Annotated in this window: 18 protein-coding genes; 9 read left to right on the top strand and 9 right to left on the bottom strand. The window is 72.2% G+C overall.

Translation table 11 applies throughout. The annotated features are described in order from the left end of the window. Positions 1-65: 65 nt before the first annotated feature. Together ACIPN7_RS13060 and ACIPN7_RS13055 are read right to left on the bottom strand one after the other, a co-directional pair. Entirely contained in the window at positions 66-1,034 is a 969-nt protein-coding gene (locus ACIPN7_RS13060) for a carbohydrate ABC transporter permease (protein WP_400542391.1), read from the bottom strand. After that, a complete protein-coding gene (locus tag ACIPN7_RS13055) occupies positions 1,031-2,032 on the bottom strand; it encodes an ABC transporter permease (RefSeq protein ID WP_400542388.1) in 1,002 nt (333 codons plus the stop codon). The genes ACIPN7_RS13060 and ACIPN7_RS13055 overlap by 4 nt, the downstream gene beginning before the upstream one ends. 422 nt (positions 2,033-2,454) lie before the next feature. On the opposite strand from ACIPN7_RS13055, the gene ACIPN7_RS13050 reads away from it, so the two are divergent. Continuing rightward, positions 2,455-3,537, top strand: a complete 1,083-nt coding sequence (locus ACIPN7_RS13050; RefSeq protein WP_400542385.1) for a LacI family DNA-binding transcriptional regulator — start codon at positions 2,455-2,457, stop codon at positions 3,535-3,537. Positions 3,538-3,657: 120 nt separating this feature from the next. On the opposite strand, the gene ACIPN7_RS13045 is transcribed toward ACIPN7_RS13050, so the two are convergent. Next, positions 3,658-4,839, bottom strand: coding sequence for a glycosyltransferase (locus ACIPN7_RS13045; protein WP_400542382.1), 1,182 nt, complete (start codon positions 4,837-4,839; stop codon positions 3,658-3,660). A 112-nt stretch (positions 4,840-4,951) separates the two neighbouring features. Then, the gene (locus ACIPN7_RS13040; protein ID WP_400542379.1) at positions 4,952-5,566 is read right to left on the bottom strand and encodes a TetR/AcrR family transcriptional regulator; all 615 of its coding nucleotides are present in this window, start codon (positions 5,564-5,566) and stop codon (positions 4,952-4,954) included. 81 nt (positions 5,567-5,647) lie between these two features. Here ACIPN7_RS13040 and ACIPN7_RS13035 point away from each other — a divergent pair, with 81 nt between their 5' ends. The 4 genes from ACIPN7_RS13035 (at position 5,648) to ACIPN7_RS13020 (ending at position 9,275) form a co-directional block, all read left to right on the top strand. Continuing rightward, positions 5,648-6,355: a hypothetical protein gene (locus ACIPN7_RS13035; RefSeq protein ID WP_400542376.1), complete on the top strand. Its 708-nt coding sequence runs from the start codon at positions 5,648-5,650 to the stop codon at positions 6,353-6,355. Between the two features lie 49 nt (positions 6,356-6,404). Beyond that, the gene (locus ACIPN7_RS13030) at positions 6,405-7,949 is read left to right on the top strand and encodes a peptide MFS transporter (protein WP_400542373.1); all 1,545 of its coding nucleotides are present in this window, start codon (positions 6,405-6,407) and stop codon (positions 7,947-7,949) included. Positions 7,950-8,040: 91 nt separating this feature from the next. Then, positions 8,041-8,592 (top strand): AAA family ATPase, encoded by a 552-nt coding sequence (locus ACIPN7_RS13025; protein ID WP_400542370.1) that lies wholly within the window; start codon positions 8,041-8,043, stop codon positions 8,590-8,592. 179 nt (positions 8,593-8,771) lie between these two features. Continuing rightward, a complete protein-coding gene (locus ACIPN7_RS13020; protein ID WP_400542367.1) occupies positions 8,772-9,275 on the top strand; it encodes a MerR family transcriptional regulator in 504 nt (167 codons plus the stop codon). 39 nt (positions 9,276-9,314) lie between these two features. Here the strand turns inward: ACIPN7_RS13020 and ACIPN7_RS13015 are convergent, their stop codons facing one another. The 3 genes from ACIPN7_RS13015 to ilvD all read right to left on the bottom strand — a co-directional run bounded on the left by ACIPN7_RS13015 (position 9,315) and on the right by ilvD (position 13,320). Further along, positions 9,315-10,262, bottom strand: coding sequence for a hypothetical protein (locus ACIPN7_RS13015; protein WP_400542364.1), 948 nt, complete (start codon positions 10,260-10,262; stop codon positions 9,315-9,317). A gap of 45 nt (positions 10,263-10,307) precedes the next feature. Next, complete coding sequence (locus ACIPN7_RS13010) at positions 10,308-11,534, bottom strand: MFS transporter (protein WP_400542361.1); 1,227 nt, start codon at positions 11,532-11,534, stop codon at positions 10,308-10,310. 76 nt (positions 11,535-11,610) lie between these two features. After that, on the bottom strand, positions 11,611-13,320 hold the full coding sequence (ilvD, locus tag ACIPN7_RS13005; RefSeq protein ID WP_400542358.1) for a dihydroxy-acid dehydratase: 1,710 nt from the start codon (positions 13,318-13,320) through the stop codon (positions 11,611-11,613). A gap of 111 nt (positions 13,321-13,431) precedes the next feature. Here ilvD and ACIPN7_RS13000 point away from each other — a divergent pair, with 111 nt between their 5' ends. The 4 genes from ACIPN7_RS13000 (at position 13,432) to ACIPN7_RS12985 (ending at position 18,253) form a co-directional block, all read left to right on the top strand. Next, positions 13,432-14,463, top strand: a complete 1,032-nt coding sequence (locus ACIPN7_RS13000) for an aldo/keto reductase (protein WP_400542355.1) — start codon at positions 13,432-13,434, stop codon at positions 14,461-14,463. Between the two features lie 178 nt (positions 14,464-14,641). Next, positions 14,642-16,195, top strand: coding sequence for a sugar ABC transporter ATP-binding protein (locus ACIPN7_RS12995; RefSeq protein WP_400542352.1), 1,554 nt, complete (start codon positions 14,642-14,644; stop codon positions 16,193-16,195). Next, positions 16,192-17,181, top strand: a complete 990-nt coding sequence (locus tag ACIPN7_RS12990) for an ABC transporter permease (protein ID WP_400542349.1) — start codon at positions 16,192-16,194, stop codon at positions 17,179-17,181. Before ACIPN7_RS12995 ends, ACIPN7_RS12990 begins: the two co-directional genes overlap by 4 nt. An 85-nt stretch (positions 17,182-17,266) precedes the next feature. Next, a complete protein-coding gene (locus ACIPN7_RS12985) occupies positions 17,267-18,253 on the top strand; it encodes an ABC transporter substrate-binding protein (RefSeq protein ID WP_400542346.1) in 987 nt (328 codons plus the stop codon). Positions 18,254-18,339: 86 nt separating this feature from the next. On the opposite strand, the gene ACIPN7_RS12980 is transcribed toward ACIPN7_RS12985, so the two are convergent. After that, positions 18,340-18,885, bottom strand: a complete 546-nt coding sequence (locus tag ACIPN7_RS12980; protein WP_400543243.1) for an aldo/keto reductase — start codon at positions 18,883-18,885, stop codon at positions 18,340-18,342. 46 nt (positions 18,886-18,931) lie between these two features. Beyond that, the gene (locus ACIPN7_RS12975; protein WP_400542343.1) at positions 18,932-19,402 is read right to left on the bottom strand and encodes a nitroreductase/quinone reductase family protein; all 471 of its coding nucleotides are present in this window, start codon (positions 19,400-19,402) and stop codon (positions 18,932-18,934) included. Positions 19,403-19,487: the final 85 nt, after the last annotated feature.

The raw sequence follows: 19,487 nt of genomic DNA, 5'->3' as shown, positions 1-19,487 counted from the left end.
CTCCTCATCGAGCGGGGGGTTCGAGCGGGGGTTCGAGCGGGGGGAGAGCGGGACAGAAAGCCGGGTCAGCCCTTGACGGCGCCCGTGAGCATGCCCTTGGCGAAGTGGCGCTGGAGGAACGGGTAGACCAGCAGCACCGGCACGATGGAGACCACGAGGATCGCCATCTGGAGCGACGTCTGGGGTGGCAGGGCCGCGGCGTCGATACCCAGGTCCTGGGAGCCGAGCTGGGCGCCGTCCACCACGTAGGTGCGCAGCACGAGCTGCAGGGGCCACTTGCTCGCGTCCGACATGTAGAGCAGCGCGTTGAAGAACGCGTTCCAGTAGCCGACGCCGTAGAACAGGCCGACGACGGCGAGCACCGGCTTGGACAGCGGCAGGCCGATGCGCCAGAACAGCTGCCACTCGGTGGCGCCGTCGATCCGCGCGGCGTCGATCACCTCGTTCGGGAGCTGTACGAAGAACGCCCGCACGACCACGACGTTGAAGGCCGAGACCGACGTCGGGATGATCAGCGCCCACAGCGTGTCCAGCAGGCCGAGCCGCTGGACCACGAGGTAGCTCGGGATGATCCCGGGGTTGAAGAGCAGGCTGATCAGCACGACGAGCAGCATCGCCCGGACGCCGAACGCGCCCTTGCGGCTCAGGGCCCAGCCGAGCGTCGTCGTCAGCGCGAGGCTCAGCGTGGTGCCGATGCCCGTGACGACGATGCTGATCCACAGTGCCTGCGTGACGACGCCGCCGGCGAAGATCATCTGGTAGGCGCTCAGGTCGATCCCGGTGGGCAGGAGCACGAAGCCGCCCGCCTCCGTGACCTGCTCCGGCGTGGCCAGGCTGGTGGAGATGATGCCGACGAACGGCAGGATCACCAGGGCGCAGGCGATCGTCAGGACGATGCCCTTGACGGTGCGCTCCACGGGGCCGGGCATCGCCACGCCGTCGATCACGGGGCGCGTGCGGGGTCGCTGCCGGTTGTCGCGCGGGCCGGGGTCGGCCTGTGTCGAGGCCGGTCCTGCGGTAGTGGTCGCGCTCATGCTCGGTACACCCCTTCCTCGCCGAAGGCGTGGGCGGTCTTGTTGGCGACGAGGACCAGGACCAGCCCGATCGCTCCCTTCACGAGGCCGACGGCGGCCGCGACGCCCCAGAACCCGCCCAGGACGCCCTGGTTGTAGACGTAGGTGTCGAGCACGTCGGACACGCCGAGCCCGACCGCCTGCTGCTGGAGGATCAGCTGCTCGAACCCGACGCTCAGGGAGTCGCCGAGCTTGAGGATGAGCAGCATGATGATGATCGGCCGCATGCCCGGCAGCGTGATGTGCCAGGTCTGGCGCCAGCGCGACGCGCCGTCGACGGCGGAGGCCTCGTACAGCGACTTGTCGGTCCCGGCCAGCACCGCGAGGAACAGGATGGTGGCCCATCCGGTGTCCTTCCAGATCACCTGCGACGTGATGAGCGCGTAGAAGGCGTCGGAGTTGCCGATGATGTCGACGGGCTGCCAGCCGTGCGACCGCAGGAAGTTGTTGATCAGCCCGGCCCCGCCGAGGATCTGCTGGAACACCGCGACCACGATCACCCAGGACAGGAAGTGCGGCAGGTACAGGATCGACTGCACCCACTGGCGCACGCGGTTGGACACCAGGCTGTGCAGCAGCAGGGCCAGGATGATCGGCGCGGGGAAGACGAAGACCGTCTGCAGCAGCGTGATGACCAGGGTGTTGCGCAGCGCGGCCAGGAACTCGGGGTCGCCGGAGAACAGGATCTGGAAGTTCTCGAACCCGACCCAGAGGCTGCGCTCGATGCCGAGGTACGGCTGGTAGTCCTGGAACGCGATGACGTTCCCGCCGAGGGCCAGGTACTGGAAGACGACGATGACCGCCATGCCGGGCAGCGCCAGCAGCAGCACCGCCCGGTCGCGGGCCAGGCGCCGCCACCACGGCTGCGGCCTGCGGATCAGCGGCGCTCCGTCACCTCCTCCAGCCGCGCGACGGTGGGAGGACGCGCGTCCCGCGCGGGCCTCGTCGACCGCGGTCATCCCGCGGCCCCCGGCACGTCACGGACGTGCGGCGCGTTGTCAGGCATGGTGTCGCTCCTCGGTGAACGGACTGCTGGTGAACTGATGGCCCGGGGCCTCTCCCCGGGCTCGGACGACCCGCCACGCGGGTCCACACTGCTGGTTGATTCGTCGCTGCCTGGTACATCGTTGTTCCACGGACGATCTCGGTGCGACGGCTTGCTCCATTGCCACGGGGCTGCACCATTGCAGAGTGATCGATCACCGCTTGCGGGTTAGGCTAGGAGGTGATCGATCACTTCGCAAGGGCCTCTCACCCGACGGCGATCTGCGGGGGCGTGCCAGAATGCTCGCGTGCCACACGGACGCGGGTGCTGACCAGCGGTGATGAGCGGCGCTGACCAGCGTTGACAACCAGCGGTGATGACCAGCGAGGACGGGGCATGGCGAACGAGAGCTCGACCCACACGTCGACGGGCAGCGCGACCGACAGCGCGACCGACAGCGCGACCGACAAGCGGCGTGCCACGATCTGGGAGGTCGCCAAGGCCGCCGGGGTCTCCCACCAGACCGTCTCGCGCTACCTGCGCAACGACGCCAAGATGCGGCCCGAGACCGTGGCCCGCGTGCGCCAGGCCGTCGAGGAGCTCGACTACCGCCCCAACCTGACCGCCCGGTCCATGCGCACCCGGCGCAGCGGCCGGGTGGCCGTGCTCCTCCCGGCGGTAGCCACATACGGTCCGCCGCAGATCCTGAGCGGCGTGATGGAGGTGGCCCACGAGCACGGCTACACCGTCGAGGCGTTCAGCGTCGAGGGCACGCCGGCCGACCGCTTCGAGCGGGTGCTGGAGCTCGCCGACTCCGGTCAGGTCGAGGGCGTCCTCGCCCTCGCGCCGCTGCCGCCCGGGTCCGGCGGGCGGTTCCCCGAGCGGGCCGCGATCGTCGTGTCCGCGGACTACGACGACAAGTTCCGCGGCGTCGGCGAGCTGGCCGACGGCTCACCCGTCGAGGACCTCGTCGTGCGCCTCGCGGAGCTGGGCCACCGTCGGTTCCTGCACGTGACCGGCGCGCTCGACTACGCCTCCGCCCGTGGTCGCCGCGACGTCTTCGTGGCCACGGTCGAACGGCTCGGGCTGGGCCCGGCCCTGGTCATCGAGAGCGACTGGTCGGCCGAGGGCGGCCGCGCCGCCGTCCTGTCCCTGCCGGAGCAGGACCACCCGACCGCCGTCATCGCCGCGAGCGACGTCGGTGCCGCCGGTGTGGTCCTGGGCGCCCGGGAGCGCGGGTGGACCATCCCCGGCGACCTCAGCGTGACCGGCTGGGACAACAACCAGCTCGGGGCGTACCTCGAGCCCACGCTCACCACGGTCAACGTGGACCATCGCAAGCTCGGCAGGGCGGCCATGGCGCGGCTGGTCGCCACGCTCCAGCCGGAGACGGCGGCCGCGCGCGAGGCCGAGGCGGCGTCGGACGGTCCGCTGAACACGATCATCTGGCGCGGCTCGACGGGCCCGGCGCCGTCCTGACGGCCGTACCGACCGCCCGCCTCGACCGCCCGCCTCGACCGCCCGCCCCGCCCCGCATTCGTTGACGTACGGCGGGCGGGGCGGGACCGGGTGGGGCAGGACCGGGTGGGGCAGGCCGGGTCAGGCCAGGGCGGCGGACAGGACGGCGGCTACGTCGGCCGGGGTGGGCATGGCCGCGATCTGGGCGGCCACCTGGTGAGCCGACTCGGCGTAGGACGGGTCCGTGCGGAGGGTCACGACCGCCTTGGCCACCGTCTCCGGGACGTCCGGGCCGGGCTGCACGGCGATGCCCGTGCCGGACGCGCTGACCACCGCGGCCTGGAGGAACTGGTCGGCGCCCTGCGGCACCACGACCAGCGGCAGCCCGCGCGCCAGCACGCCGAGCGTCGTGCCGGCACCGCCGTGGGTGACCACGAGGTCGACGTCGTGCAGCAGCTCCGCGAGTGGGGTGAACGCCGCGAACGTGACGCCCTCGCCGGCAGAACCGCCGAGGTCGTAGTCCGCGGCGCTCGCGGTGAGGCCGAGCGTGACCACGAGGTCCACGCCGACGGTGCGCAGCTCGGCGAGGATCGGGGTCAGGGTCGCCGGGTCCGAGAAGTGCGTTCCGAACGTGACGAGAACCTGGGGGCGCTCGCCGGACGCGGCGACGCCGGCGTCCGCGTCGGTGCCCGTGTCCGCATCAGTGCTCGTGCTCATGCTCGCGTTCGTGCCCGGCCCCTGGTGCGGCTCCGGTCGGACGGGGATCCGGTTGGCGGGCGCCTGCCAGCCGGGCGGCTGGAGCAGGTCGGGGCAGGGGTCGAGGTGCCACCGCGCCGGGACGGGCGTCAGGCCGCGGTCGGCGTAGCGGGTCCCGACAAGGGCGGTCATGCCGTCGGTGAACTCGGCGGGGATCGCCGGGCCGAACGCCATCGTGGCGAACGGCACGTCCAGCGCGGCGGCCACGAGGGGGCCCACGAAGTCCAGGGCCTCGGCCACGATCAGGTCGGGGGCGAAGGCCCGGGCGGCAGCGACGGCGTCGTCCGCGGTCAGGTCCACGCGGGTGCCCGCGAAGAAGTCGGCCACGGCCTCCGGTCGAGGGTCCGCGGCGGCGTCGACGCCGGTCCGGCGCCCCGACTCCGCGAACAGGACGTCCGCCGTCGGACCGGCAGGGAGCAGCTCGATGCCCTCGGCGTCGAGCAGCGGCCCGAACGCCGCCGCGGTCAGGACGCCGACCTGGTCGCCGCGGTCGCGGAACGCGCGGGCGAGGGGGAGCAGGGGCAGCAGGTGCCCGTGGGCGGGGGTGCTTGAGAAGAGTATGCGCACATTGATTAGTGTAGGACTACTCCGGATTCTCGTGGAGCCCGTCACGCCCCCTGGACCAGGCCCTGGTCGCGCCTGGACCGGGCCCCGACCAGGCGTCAGACCGGGCCCCGGATCACGCTCTGAGCAGCGCGAACACGAGCTGCTCCCGCAACCACGCGCGGCACGTCTCCGGGTCCCAGCCGAGGGCACCCAGCCGCAGCCACGACTCCGGGCTGAGGTAGTAGGCCAGGACGTCGGTCGCCCGTTCGGCGCTCAGTCCCTCCCGCAGCGCGCCCAGCGTCTCCAGCCGGGCGGTGATGAGCCCGAACCGTTCGCGCAGCAGCCGCTCCGTGCCCCGGAACGTCGCGCCGATCTCCGGGTCCGCCGACGCGTTGGCGATCAGCACGGTCATCAGCCGGCTGTGGCGGTGGACGACGTCGCCGGTGCCGCGCAGCGTGAGGTCGACGATCTCGCGGGCGTCGTCCGCGTCGGCGATCGCGGCCAGCGTCTCCTGGATGCTGTCCTCGCCCGACGCCCGCTCGGTGAGGCCGCGCACCAGGCCGAGCTTGGTGCCGAACGCCACGTACACGGTGTTCGGGGACACCCCGGCCTCCTGCGCGATGCGGCCGATCGTCACCCGCCCGTAGCCGTCCTGCGCGAAGAGCGCCTCGGCCGCGTCCAGGATCGCGGCGCGCGTCGCGGCCGCCGCCTGATCACGTACGGCGGACCGGTAGGGGCGAGATGTCATGCGGCCCAGCCTAAGGAGCGGCGGCTGATCGGGTGGATGCCGGGCTGGACAGGACCGCCCGCCTGCGCTGAGGTAACCCGCATGAGGTGGCGCAACGGCGAGCAGGGCTACGGCATCATCACGAAGGTCCTGCACTGGGGGACTGTGACGCTCCTGGCCGCCCAGCTCGCGGTCGGGTACGCGATGGACGACGACGGCGACGTGCCTGACGTCGACTGCGACCCGCCGGGGGAGGACCGCAGCGGCGGCGACACCACCGATGCCGAGGAGGACCGGTTCGACCGGCTCGAGGAGGCCTGCGAGCAGGCCCAGGACCAACGCGAGCAGGACGCCGACGACGCCGTCGGCTCCGCGTGGTCGGACCTGTGGACGGCCGACTGGACGGGCGGCGGCGTGGGTGGTGGTGCGGACGGCGGGGCGAGCGGCCTGCTCGACGGCGCCGCCGGGCTCGCCCTGCCGGCGTGGCACGTCCTCCTCGGGCTGGCGATCATCGCGATCGGCGTGCTGCGCGTGGTGTGGCGCAGCACGACGCCGCTGCCGCCCTGGGACCCGCGGCTGACCCGGACCGACCGGAAGGTGCTGCACCACGCCGAGCGCATCCTGCTCGCGATGCTCTTCGTGGTCCCGGCGACCGGGATCGCGCTCGTGGTGGGCAGCACCGACCTCCTGCCGCTGCACGTCGCGGCGCACCTGTTCTTCTACGCTGCGCTGGCGGTGCACGTCGGCGTGGTGGTCCGACGGCGGGTGGTGGGCCGGATGCTCTGGGGGCGGCCCGCCGCCGGGCGCTGAGTTTTCCGCCCGACGTGCGGCCCGCTCCCGGCGCACCGACGATCGGGTGATGAGCACAGGCTCGGCGACACCGCCGTCAGGAACCGGACCGGACCCGACACCCCCCGCCGCCGTGGCGGGCGACCGGCGGTTCTTCGGGCATCCCCTCGGGCTGATGACGCTGTTCACGACCGAGCTGTGGGAGCGGTTCAGCTACTACGGCATGCGCGCGATCCTGGTCTACTACCTGACCGACACGATCGCCAACGGCGGCCTGGGCCTCGAGCAGACGCTCGGCGAGGCCGTCGTCTCGATCTACGGCACGGGCGTCTACCTGCTGTCCGTGGTCGGCGGCTGGCTCGCCGACCGGGTCATCGGCGCCCGGCGCTCCACGCTCTACGGCGGCATCATCATCGCCGCCGGCCACGTGTGCCTCTCGGTCCCCGCCGCCGGGTTCTCCTACCTGGGCATCGTGCTCGTGGCCCTCGGCACCGGCCTGCTCAAGCCCAACGTCTCCTCGATGGTGGGCTCCCTGTACGACCGGCAGGACCCGCGCCGCGAGTCGGCGTTCTCGATCTTCTACATGGGCATCAACATCGGCTCGTTCTTCTCGCCGATCATCGTCGGCGCTGTCCGCGCCGTCTGGGGTTACCACGCCGCATTCTCGGTGGCCGCGATCGGCATGGGGATCGCGCTCGTGTTCTTCGTGCTGGGCCGCAAGAACCTGCACGGCGCGGGCGACGTCATCCCCAACCCCGTGCTGCCGGGGGAGCGACCAGCGCTGGTGCGGATGTTCGCGATCATCTTCGGCGCCGTGGTGCTGGTGTACCTCGTGGCCGTGCTCGTGGCCGGCGGCTGGGGCGTGCACGCCCTCATCGACGCCCTGAGCTACATCGCGTTCCTCGCCCCGATCGCGTTCTTCATCATGATGTACCGCTCGCCGCGCGTCACCGACGCGGAGCGCCCCCGCCTGGTCGCCTACATCCCGCTCTTCGTGGCGGCCATGCTCTTCTTCATGATCTTCGAGCAGGCGGCGACGACGCTCGCCACCTTCGCCGCCGACCGGACCTCGCGCGAGATCCTCGGGTTCACCGTCAGCCCCGAGTTCTTCCAGTCGATCAACCCGGCCTCGATCATCATCCTGGCCCCGGCGTTCGCCTGGCTGTGGGTCCGCACCAAGGACCGGCCGCCGACGCCGTACAAGTTCGCGATCGGCCTGGCGCTCGCGGCCGTCTCGTTCCTGGTGCTGGCGGCGGCGTCGGCCATCGCGGGCGACGACCTCACGCCCGGCTGGGTGCTCGTGGTCGTGTATGTGATCCAGACGCTCGGCGAGCTGTGCCTCTCGCCGGTGGGCCTGGCCGCCACGACCCTGCTCGCGCCGCGCGCCTACCAGGGGCAGGCCATGGCGCTGTGGTTCCTCGCGCCCGCGGCCGGGCAGGCCATCACGGCGCAGCTCGTCCAGGCCACCGAGGGCGCGTCCGACACCGCGTACTTCGGCGGCATCGGCCTGGTCGCGCTGGGCTTCGCGGCCGTCCTGGCGCTGCTCGGGCCGTGGGTCACGCGGCACGTGCGCCGGGCCGACCAGCTCGAAGGGGTGCACACGAGCGGGGAGTGAGCGGCACCGGCGGCCGGTCGGAGACGGCTGGCAGAGCCCGGAACCCCGGGTCGTAGAGTGACCGCATGCCGACCATCGAGACCCTCCTCGCGTGAGCGGGAGCGCCGAGACCCGCCTCGCCGTCGTGCGCGGACCGTCCGGGGCGGGCAAGTCGACCGTCGCCGCGGAGCTGCGCCGCAGGATGGGCCGCGGGACGGCGCTCGTGCAGCAGGACTACCTGCGCCGCATCCTGCTGTGGGAGAAGGACGTGCCCGGCGGGGTCAACATCGGGCTGATCGACACGGTGGTGCGTCACTCGCTCGACGCCGGCTACTCGGTGGTGCTGGAGGGCATCCTGGCCCGCGACCACTACGGGCCCATGCTCACCGCCCTGGTTGCCGACCATGCCGGGACGACGACGTGCGCTTACCTGGACGTGCCGTTCGACGAGACGATCCGCCGGCACACGACCCGGCCGCAGGCCGCCGACTTCACGCCCGAGCAGATGGCGGACTGGTTCACCCTCGACGACCGGCTGTGCGTCGAGGAGGAGGTCGTCGTGGGGCAGGAGTCGTCCGCCGAGGAGACCGTCGAGAAGCTGTTGGCGGCGCTTGGTGACGGCCGCGTTCACGATGAGAAATCAGGGGGCCCGCGCAGTGGATGAATTGATCTATCCCATTGCCGACTTTCCGCACATTCCCGCGGGTGAGGGCTAAATCCCACCTGATACGTTGCAACAGGTAGGTCCTGTATCTGGGATGGGAGCTACCGAGCGACCCCCTCCGCAGAGGGCCCCTGCGGAGGGGCAGACCAGCCCTCCGTCCACGGCGAAGGAGGAGATCGTTGCGCACCAGCGAGCTGGCGGACCTCGCCGGCGTGACGATCCGTGCCCTGCGGCACTATCACCGGATCGGACTGCTCGAGGAGCCGGGCCGCGCGGCTGACGACGACGCGGCTGACGACGACGCGGCCACCGACGACGCGGCTGGCGACGCAGCCAACGAAGCGGCCGACGACGACCACGAGTACGGTGTGCGCCACCTGGCCCGGCTGCTGCGGATCACGCGCCTGACCGAGCTGGGCGTGCCGTTGGCCGTGCTGCCGGACGTGCTCGACGACCCCGACGCCGCCGCGGACCTCCTGGACCGGCTCGACCGGGAGGCGGCCGCCGAGATCAGGCGGCTCACCTGCCGGCGGGCCGTGATCGCCGTGCTCAGGGAGCACGGGGCCGTGCCCGACCTGCCGCCTGGTGGGGCGCCGGGGCTGCCGCCGGGAGGGGCGCCTGTCAGCGACGATCGGCACGTCCCCGCGCTGCACACGGTCGAGGAGCGCGGGCGGGGCGACTGACGCCGGGCGTCGGGCGCCGGGCGCTTCCGCGAGGGGGTCTCAGCGCCCGCGTGCCGCGCGGCGACGACGGCGGGCCTGCGCCGCGCGGTCCTCGGCGTCGTCGAGGTCGTCCTCGACCGCGGTCAGGTCGGCGCGCGCCTCGTCCGCCTCCGCCCGTGCCTCGTCGATGGCACGGTGCGCCGCGTCGCGCTCGGCGGTCAGCCGCGCGAGCTCCTCGTCCAGGCGTGCCGCCTCGCCCTCCGCATGCTCGACGGCGGCGTCCGCGGTGCGCAGGCGGTCGCTCGCGTCGTCGCGCCGAGCCTCCAGCCGGTCCACCTGCGCGGAGGTCTCGTCGACGGCCCGTTCGGCGGCGTCCCTGTCCGGCTCCGCCGGTCCCGTCGCGGATCCCTTCGCCGTGCCCCCCGTCTCCTTCGTCGTGTCCGCCTCCGTCGTGTCCGCCTCCGCCGCGTCCGGGCGCAGCGTCACGAGGTCCGCCTCCTCGCCGAGCTCGTCCACGATCCCGAAGCCGGCGTGCTGCAGGCCGCGGGAGAGGCGTCCGGCGCGTACGGCCGCGCCGGCGTCCGCGTCCATGACGGCGGCCGTCAGCGTCTCGGTGAGGCGGTCGAGGACGGCGGCCGACACCGGTCGCCCGCCCACCTCGCCGGCGTCGCGCACGGCGCCGACCAGCGCCTCGGTGCGCTCCCGGCGCAGGTGGTCCAGCGCCTTGATGCGGCCACGGTCGCGGTCCTGCGTGGCGGCGCGGAGCTCGTCGCCGACGGTGGTCAGCGCCGCGACGTCGTCCGGCCGCTCGCGCGCCACGTGGTTGATCACCCACGCCGCGACCGACGGCTTGGGCAGGCGCTTGATCCGCTCCGCGCCGAGCCGGTCGCCGCCGTCCGCCACCTGCCGGGCCGCGGCGTCGCGCGCGGCCACGAAGCCGTCGAGCGGCTGCGTGTACAGGGCGTCGACCATCGCGTCGAGGTCAGGGGGTTCGGGCGGCGCTGTCACGGTCTCACCGTGGCACGGAGGGGCGCGACGCGCCCGACGGCCCGGCTACGCGGGCGCGCCGCCTCCGGCCCGCCGGTCCCGGTCGGCCCGGCCGGTCCAGTGGCCCACCCAGATCGCGCCGAGCAGCGCCAGCACGCCGATGAGCACCGGCGCCGCGGCCAGCGGCGCGATCGCGGCCACGGCCGAGACGAGCAGCGGCCCGCCGGTGTTGCCGATGTCGCCGCACAGCCGCCAGCCGCCGAGGAACTGCGACCGGCCCTCCTCGGGCGCGACGTCGGCCCCCAGGGTCATGACGATCCCCGAGCCGAGCCCGTTGCCGAGCGCGATGAGCGCCATCACCAGGCCGACGGTGAGCGCCGAGTCGGCCAGGGGGAGCAGCAGGCAGCCGACGCCGACGGCGACCACGACCGGCACCGCCACCACCCGCCGGCCCTTGGTGTCGAGCAGCCAGCCGCCCGGGAGGGTGAGCGCGATGTCGATCGTCGCCGCGACCGCGAACAGCAGGGAGACGACCGCGGCGGAGATGTGCACGTGGTCGGCCCACAGCGGCAGCAGGCCGGTGCGCACCGACCGCGACGCGCCGATGATGATGACGGCCACGCCGAGCGTGAGCAGGGTGCGGCGGTGCTCCCGGAGCACCGAGTGCACCGGCAGCGGGACGGCGCCGCGGCGTACGCGGCCGAAGTCCGGCATCCGCGTGACGATCAGCGCCGACGCGACCGACGCGCACGCGGCGAGCAGGAACACGGAGCGCACGCCGAACAGGTGGATCAGCAGCGCGCCCAGCAGCGGGCCCACCAGGATGCCCAGGCGCATCGACCCGCCCAGCAGCGCCATGCCGCGCGCCCGGTGGCTCACCGGCACCGCGTCGATCAGGAACCCCTGCCGGGCCAGCAGGAACGCCGTCCAGCTCATGCCGCTGACGAAGACGCACACGCACAGCAGCCAGACCGAGGGCACGAAGAACGCGACCAGCATCGCCACCGCGTCGACCAGCCCGGCGATCACCAGGGTGCGGCGCTCGCCGAGCCGCGCCACGAGCGCGCCCGACGGGAGCGAGTTGGCGAGCTGCCCGATCCCCAGCAGCGCGACGACGAACGCCGCCAGCGCCGTGCCCGCTCCCAGGTCGCCGGCGTGGATCGCCAGCACGGGCATGACGGCGCCGTGCCCGATCGAGCTGACGACGGACGGCAGGTAGGCGACGACGGCGATGTCGCGAAAGCGGAAGTCCCGATCGTCCCCTGAACCGCCGCTACCGCCGTCGTTCGTCACGCCGTCATCGTGCCAGATAGTTAGCCTCGGCAACGACCTGGTCCGCAGTGTGGGCGCCGCCTGCTCCCAGCCCGCCTTATTCGAGCACCGCCCCCTTCGACGCCGACTGGACCAGCTTCGAGTACTTGGCGAGCACGCCGCGCTGGTAGGAGTGGGGCAGCGGGGCCCAGCCCGCGGTGCGGGCCTCCAGCTCGGCCGGGTCGACCAGCAGGTCGAGCGTCTTGCTCGCCACGTCGAGGCGGATGCGGTCGCCGTCGCGCACGAAGGCGATGGGCCCGGCGTCGACCGCCTCCGGCGCGATGTGCCCCACGCACAGGCCGGTCGTGCCGCCGGAGAAGCGGCCGTCGGTGATGAGCAGCACGTCCTTGCCGAGGCCCGCGCCCTTGATGGCGCCCGTGATGGCGAGCATCTCGCGCATGCCCGGCCCGCCCTTGGGCCCCTCGTAGCGGATGACGACGACGTCGCCGGCCTGGATCGTCCCGTCCTCCAGCGCGTCGAGTGCGCCCCGCTCCCGCTCGAACACGCGCGCGGTGCCCTCGAACACGTCGGAGTCGAAGCCCGCCGACTTCACGACGGCGCCCTGCGGGGCCAGCGACCCGTTCAGGATCGTGATGCCGCCGGTGCGGTGGATCGGGTTGTCCATCGCGCGCAGGATCTTGCCGTCCGGGTCCGGCGGCGCGATGTCGGCGAGGTTCTCGGCCATGGTGCGGCCCGTGACGGTCAGGGCGTCGCCGTGCAGCAGTCCGGCGTCGAGCAGCGCCTTCATCACGACGGGCACGCCGCCGATCCGGTCGACGTCGTTCATGACGTACTGCCCGAACGGCTTGAGGTCGCCCAGGTGCGGCACGCGGTCGGCGACGCGGGAGAAGTCGTCGAGGGTGAGCTCCACCTCGGCCTCGTGCGCGATGGCGAGCAGGTGCAGCACCGCGTTGGTGGACCCGCCGAACGCCATGACGACGGCGATGGCGTTCTCGAACGCCTCCTTGGTCAGGATGTCGCGCGCCGTGATGCCCTGGCGCAGCAGGTTCACCACGGCCTCGCCCGACCGGTGCGCCCAGGTGTCGCGGCGGCGGTCGGCGGCGGGCGGCGCCGCGGAGCCGGGCAGCGACATGCCGAGCGCCTCGGCCGCCGACGCCATCGTGTTGGCCGTGTACATGCCGCCGCAGGCGCCCTCGCCGGGACAGATCGCGCGCTCGATGCGGTCCACGTCCTCCTGGCTCATCAGCCCGCGGGAGCACGCGCCGACCGCCTCGAAGGCGTCGATGATCGTGACCTGCTTCTCGGTGCCGTCCGTCAGCTTGACCCAGCCCGGCATGATCGAGCCGGCGTAGAGGAACACGCTGGACAGGTCCAGGCGGGCGGCGGCCATGAGCATGCCCGGCAACGACTTGTCGCAGCCGGCGAGCAGCACCGAGCCGTCGAGGCGCTCGGCCTGCATGACGGTCTCGACGGAGTCGGCGATCACCTCGCGGGACACGAGCGAGAAGTGCATGCCCTCGTGCCCCATCGAGATGCCGTCCGAGACGGAGATGGTGCCGAACTCCAGCGGGTAGCCGCCCGCGGCGTGCACGCCCTCCTTGCTCGCCTTCGCGAGCCGGTCCAGCGAGAGGTTGCAGGGCGTGATCTCGTTCCAGGAGCTCGCGACGCCGATCTGCGGTTTGGCGAAGTCGTCGTCACCCAGCCCGACGGCGCGGAGCATGCCGCGCGACGCGGTGGCCTCCAGGCCGTCCGTCACCTGACGGGAGCGGGGCTTGACGTCGACCGGGGGGTTCTCGTCAGTGGTCATCCTGCATTGTGCCTCGCGCGAGCCGACCGAGCAGCCGCTGGGGGATCCGCTCCGGGGATCGGCGTGCTATACATCTGATGTTTTCGCCGGTGCCGTCGAGGAGGACCCCACATGCTGACCACCGAGGTACGCGCCACCGGCGTCCGGCTCACCACGCTCGGGTGCGGTGCCGCCCCGGCCGGCAACCTGTACCGGGCGACCACGGACGAGGCGGCACGCGCGACCTTCGAGGCCGCGTGGGACGCCGGGATCCGGTACTTCGACACGGCGCCGCACTACGGCCTCGGCCTGTCCGAGCGCAGGCTGGGCGCCTACCTGCGCACCCGGCCGCGCGACGAGGTGGTGGTCTCCACGAAGGTCGGACGACTGCTCGTCCCGTCGCCCGAGACCGCCGACCGCACCGACCCCGAGATGTTCGACGTGCCCGCCACCGCGCGCCGGGTCTGGGACTTCTCCCGTGACGGCGTGCTGGCCTCCGTCGAGGCCAGCCTGGAGCGCACCGGCCTGGACCGGTTCGACGTCGTCTACCTGCACGACCCCGACGCGCACTGGGCCCAGGCCGCCCACGAGGCGCTGCCCGCCCTCGTGGAGCTGCGCGACCAGGGCATGGTCGGCGCGATCGGCGCCGGGATGAACCAGTCCGCGATGCTGACCCGGTTCGTGCGCGAGACCGACGTCGACGTGGTCATGTGCGCCGGGCGGTTCACGCTCCTGGAGCAGCCCGCGCTGGCCGACCTGCTCCCCGCCGCGGCCGAGCGCGGCGTGGCGGTCGTCGCGGCCGCCGTCTACAACTCGGGGCTCCTGGCGCACGACCGGCCGCCGTCGGACGCGACCTACGACTACGCGCCCGTCCCCGCCGGGCCGCTCGACCGCGCCCGGCGCATCGCCGCGGTGTGCGAGGAGCACGGGGTCACGCTGCCCCAGGCGGCGCTCGCCTACGTGCGCACCCACCCGGCGGTGGTCAGCACCGTCGTGGGGCTCGGGGAGCCCGGGCACGCGGTGCAGGCCGCGCAGCGGGCGGCGGTGCGGGTGCCGGACGACCTGTGGCAGGCGCTCGCCGACGCCGGGCTGCTCGCTCCGGACGCGGTGCCGGAGGCCGCGCCGGCCGCGGTACCGGACACAGTGCCCGACGCCGGAAGCTGACTGGGCGGTAAACGTCCGATCTATCTGCGCCAATCTCCTGTCGAACGGGGCAAATTCGCAGGAATCTTGCGTAAAGCCTTGAGATGCATCCGATGTCTGCGGTTGAATGCCAGCGGTTGAATGCCAGCTGGTTGGATGCGAGCGGTCGGACGCAAGGCACGTACGCAAGGGAGCTCACGTGACGGACAGCCCGGCACTTCTCCGTGCCACGGGGATCAGCAAGTCCTTCCTCGGGGTGCGCGCGCTCGACGACGTCCACCTCGACCTGCGGCACGGCGAGGTGCTGGCGCTCGTCGGCGAGAACGGGGCGGGCAAGTCCACGCTCCTCAAGCTGCTGTCCGGGATCCACCGGCCCGACTCAGGGAGCATGGAGCTCGACGGCGCGCCCATGAGCCCCGCCGGCCCCCGGCAGGCCAACGAGCTCGGCATCAGCGTGATCCACCAGGAGTTCCACCTCATGCCCGACCTCACGGTCGCGCAGAACATCTTCATCGGCCGAGAGCCCCGGCGCGCCGGGCTGCTCATCCGGGACGACGAGCTGGAGCGCCGTGCGAGCAAGCTCTTCGACCGGCTCGGCATCCCGCTGGACCCGCGCCAGCCCGTGGCGCACCTGAGCGTCGCCGGCCAGCAGATGGTCGAGATCGCCAAGGCCCTCTCGTTCGACGCCCGCGTGCTCATCATGGACGAGCCGACGGCGGCGCTCACCGAGACCGAGGTCGCCACGCTGTTCCGCATCGTGCGCGACTTCGTCTCGCCGCGCACCGGCGTCATCTACGTGTCGCACCGGATGGACGAGATCAAGGAGATCTCCGACCGCATCACGGTGCTGCGCGACGGCCGGTACGTGGACACGCTGCCCACGGCGACCACCGAGACCCGGGACGTCATCGCCGCCATGGTGGGGCGGCAGCTCGCGACCGGGGTGCGGCCGGCCGCGCCGGCGTCCGGCACCTCGCCGGGTACGGCCCCACGGGAGGTGGCGCTCGCGGTCCGCGGCCTGAGCACCCGCTCGCTCCTCAAGGACGTGTCCTTCGAGCTGTACCGCGGCGAGATCCTCGGCCTCGCGGGGCTCATGGGCGCCGGCCGCACCGAGGTGGCCCGCGCGATCATCGGGGCGGACCGGTCCACGGGCGTGGTCGAGGTGGCCGGGCGGCCGGTCACGGTGCGCAGCCCCGCCGACGCCGTCCGGCACGGCATCGGCTACCTCTCGGAGGACCGTAAGCGCTACGGCCTGCTGCTGGACCAGGACGTGGTGCGCAACGTGATGCTGTCGTCGCTGCCCGGGCTGACGCGCGGGGGCTTCGTCCGCGACGCCGACGGGCGCCGGGTCGCCGCCGAGATGGTGGACCGGCTCTCGATCCGGACGCGGTCGGTGACCCAGCGGGCCAAGAACCTCTCGGGCGGCAACCAGCAGAAGGTGGTCCTCGCCAAGTGGCTGGTGCGGGACTGCGACGTGCTGATCGTCGACGAGCCCACGCGCGGCATCGACGTCGGGGCCAAGGACGAGATCTACACGCTGCTCACGGGCCTGGCCGCGCAGGGCAAGTCGATCGTCGTCATCTCGTCGGAGCTGCCGGAGGTGCTGCGGCTGGCCGACCGGATCGTCGTCATGTGCGAGGGCCGGGTCACCGGCACGCTCGCCAATGCCGAGGCGACCCAGCACCACATCATGGAGCTCGCGACGCGGTTCGGTGCCGACCGCTCGCTCGTCACGACCGGAGGCGACGCATGACGACGACCATCCTTGGCAGAGCCAGGCTGGGCAAGAACGGGTTCGGCAACCGCCAGCAGCTCCAGCAGCTCCTCGCCTTCGGCGGGCTGGTGGTCATCTTCGTGTTCTTCTCGGTGGCCAGCCCGTACTTCCTGGACTGGGCCAACGTGAAGGGCATCCTGCTGGCCACGGCCGTCACCGGGATCATGGCGCTGGGCGCCACGCTCGTCATCGCGACGGGCGGGATCGACCTGTCGGTGGGCACCGGCATGACGCTGTGCTCGGTGATGACCGGGGTGTTCCTGGCCAACCTCGGCCTGCCGCTCGTCGTCGGGGTGCTGGGCGGGCTCGCGATCGGGGCGCTGATCGGCCTGCTCAACGGACTGAACGTCGCGTACCTGCGGCTGCCGCCGTTCATCGCCACGCTCGCGATGATGATGGTGGCGCAGGGGCTCTCCCTGGTCATCTCGGGCACCAAGCCCATCTACTTCAGCGACGTGGCGGGGTTCGGCCAGCTCGCGGGCGGCGAGCTGCTGCCGGGGCTGCCGAACGCCGTCCTCATCTTCTTCGTGGCCGCCGTGCTCGCGGGCGTGACGCTCAGCAAGACGCTCACCGGGCGCTATGCCCTCTCCATCGGCTCCAACGAGGAGGCGACGGCGATCTCTGGCGTCGACGTGCGGCGCTGGAAGGTGGTCATCTACGTCGTGGCGGGGCTGTTCACGGGCCTCGCGGGCGTCGTCATGGCGTCCCGGCTGAACTCCGCGCAGCCCGGCCTCGGGCTGGGGTACGAGCTGGAGGCCATCGCGGCCGTCGTCATCGGCGGCACCTCGCTGCGCGGCGGCAAGGCGACGATCCTCGGCACCGTCATCGGCGCGCTGATCATGGCGACGCTCACCAACGGCCTGCGGATCATGTCGATCCCGCAGGAGTGGCAGAAGGTCGCCGTCGGCATCGTGATCGTGCTGGCGGTGTACGCCGACATGCTGCGGCGCGGCAAGGAAGCCTGACCGACGTTCCACCCGACCGACGTTCCACCGACCGACGTTTCACGTTCGAACCGTTCTACCCGACCACCGAAGGAGCTGGACCCGGATGAACAGCAGCAGCAGCACGCGCAGGCGGCTCGCGGCCCTTGCCGCGTCCGTCGCCGTCCTCGCCCTCGGGGCGTGCGCCTCGGGCGGCTCGGCAGGCGGGGCGCCCGGGACGGGCGACAAGCCCTACGTCGCCCTGGTGTCCAAGGGCTTCCAGCACCAGTTCTGGCAGGCGGTCAAGCAGGGCGCCGACGACGCCGCGGCCGAGCTCGACGTCGAGGTCACGTTCGAGGGGCCGGAGACCGAGACCGAGGTGGAGAAGCAGCTCACCATGCTGCAGACGGCGCTGGACAAGAGCCCGGACGCGATCGGCTACGCGGCCCTCGACTCCGAGGCGTCCATCCCGATGATGACGGACGCGCAGTCGCGGGGGATCCCCGTCATCGCCTTCGACTCGGGTGTGGACTCGGACGTGCCCGTGACCACGGTGTCCACGGACAACCTCGCCGCGTCGGCCGAGGCGGCCAAGCACATGGCCGAGCTGGTCGGCAGCGGCAAGATCGCGATCGTCGGGCACGACCAGACGTCGCAGACCGGGCAGCAGCGCGTCGAGGGGTTCACGCAGTACATCGAGGAGAACGCGCCGGACATCGAGATCGTCGACACCCAGTACGCCGCGGGCGACCAGCTCAAGTCGGCCGACGCCGCGAAGGCGATCATGCAGGCCCACCCCGACCTCAAGGGCATCTACGGCACCAACGAGGGGTCGGCGATCGGCGTCGTCAAGGCGGTGCAGGAGACCGGCAAGGCGGGCGAGCTGACGGTGATCGGCTTCGACTCGGGCAAGGCGCAGACGGACGCGATCCGCGACGGGCTGATGGCCGGGGCGATCACCCAGGACCCGATCAAGATGGGCTACGAGACGGTGAAGGCCGCCGTCGCCGCGATCGACGGCGAGGAGGTCGAGCCCGTCATCGACTCCGGCTTCTACTGGTACGACGAGACGAACATCGACGACGAGGAGATCGCCGCGGTGCTCTACGAGTAGCTGGTCGTGGGCGCGATCGTTGCGCCTGAGACGGACGCAAGGTCGCAACCGTCGCGCCCACGACCCGGAGCACGACGCTCGCTGGGTCAGGCAGCGGAGCGCTGGGCGACCGGTCGGCGACGCAGGTCCACGCTCGAGACGGCCTGCGGGGTGTAGGCCACGTCGTTGCCACCCATGTCGGTACCGGGCGGGGCGATTGCGTCGATCCGGTCGAGGATCTCGTCGTCCAGGGTGACGTCGGCGCCGGCCAGCAGGTCGTCGAGCTGTTCCATGGTGCGCGGCCCGATGATCGCCGACGTGACACCCGGGTGCGCGACGGCGAAGGCCAGTGTGAGGTGGGTCATGGGCAGACCGGCCTGCTCGGCGAGGGGGACGATCTGCTCGACGACGTCGAGCTTGCGCTCGTGGTCGAAGTGCCCCGGCATGAGGTCGGACCTGTGGGTGCTGTTCTGCCCGCCCTTGCGGATCCGGCCGGTGAGCAGACCCTGGGCCAGCGGGCCGCTGCGGATCAGGTCGGACAGGGCCGACAGGGTCTCCTCCACGTCGGTCGCCGGGTCGGGGCGGTGCACCTGGTAGAGGTCGAGGTGGTCGGTCTGCAGGCGGCGCAGGGAGTTCTCGACGGCGGTGACGATCCAGCGCGCCCTCGGAGGCGTTCTGTCGATGACCTGTCTCGGGCGCTCAGGAATGCGTCGAGGACGCTTCCCGCAGTCGCTCGTCGTCGAACACGATCTCGACGAGCGGGCTGTGCGCGTACCAGAGGTCGAAGCGCTGGCGCGGAATGCCCCGGGCCGCCATCTCGGGCAGGTCCTGGATGTCGAGGACCGCGGTGATGACTCGCCGCCGTGTCGCATCGTCATCGACCCGCACCGCGGTCGCGGGCAGGTCCGCCGTGACGCCGTGCTTGAGATGCACCGTGAGCCGCGGGTCGGCGAGCAGGTTCGCGTACCAGCTCCGGCGGGCGGGGGTGCCACTCAGGTACCAGCGCCCGTCGACGTGCTGCAGCCAGATCTCGATGCGACGGTGGACGCCGCTGCGCCGGCCCAGCGTCGTGATGTCGATCGTGCGCTCGGCGGCCGAGGAGTCCGGCCCGATGTCGAGGGCACGGACGACGGCGTCGTTCATCTGTCCCGCCTCCTGCGTCGTGTTCATCGCCCCGGATCCTCCGGTAACTCCATGAAAGCAACGTCGCAGGTGCCGAGCCAGCAAGATCCTCTCGGTCAGTTGCACGATTCTC

Origin of the sequence: Promicromonospora sp. NPDC090134, assembly GCF_044746965.1 — a bacterium.
Lineage (GTDB): Bacteria > Actinomycetota > Actinomycetes > Actinomycetales > Cellulomonadaceae > Promicromonospora.
Note: the sequence above shows the minus strand (reverse complement) of the source record. Positions and strands in the feature narration are given on the sequence as shown.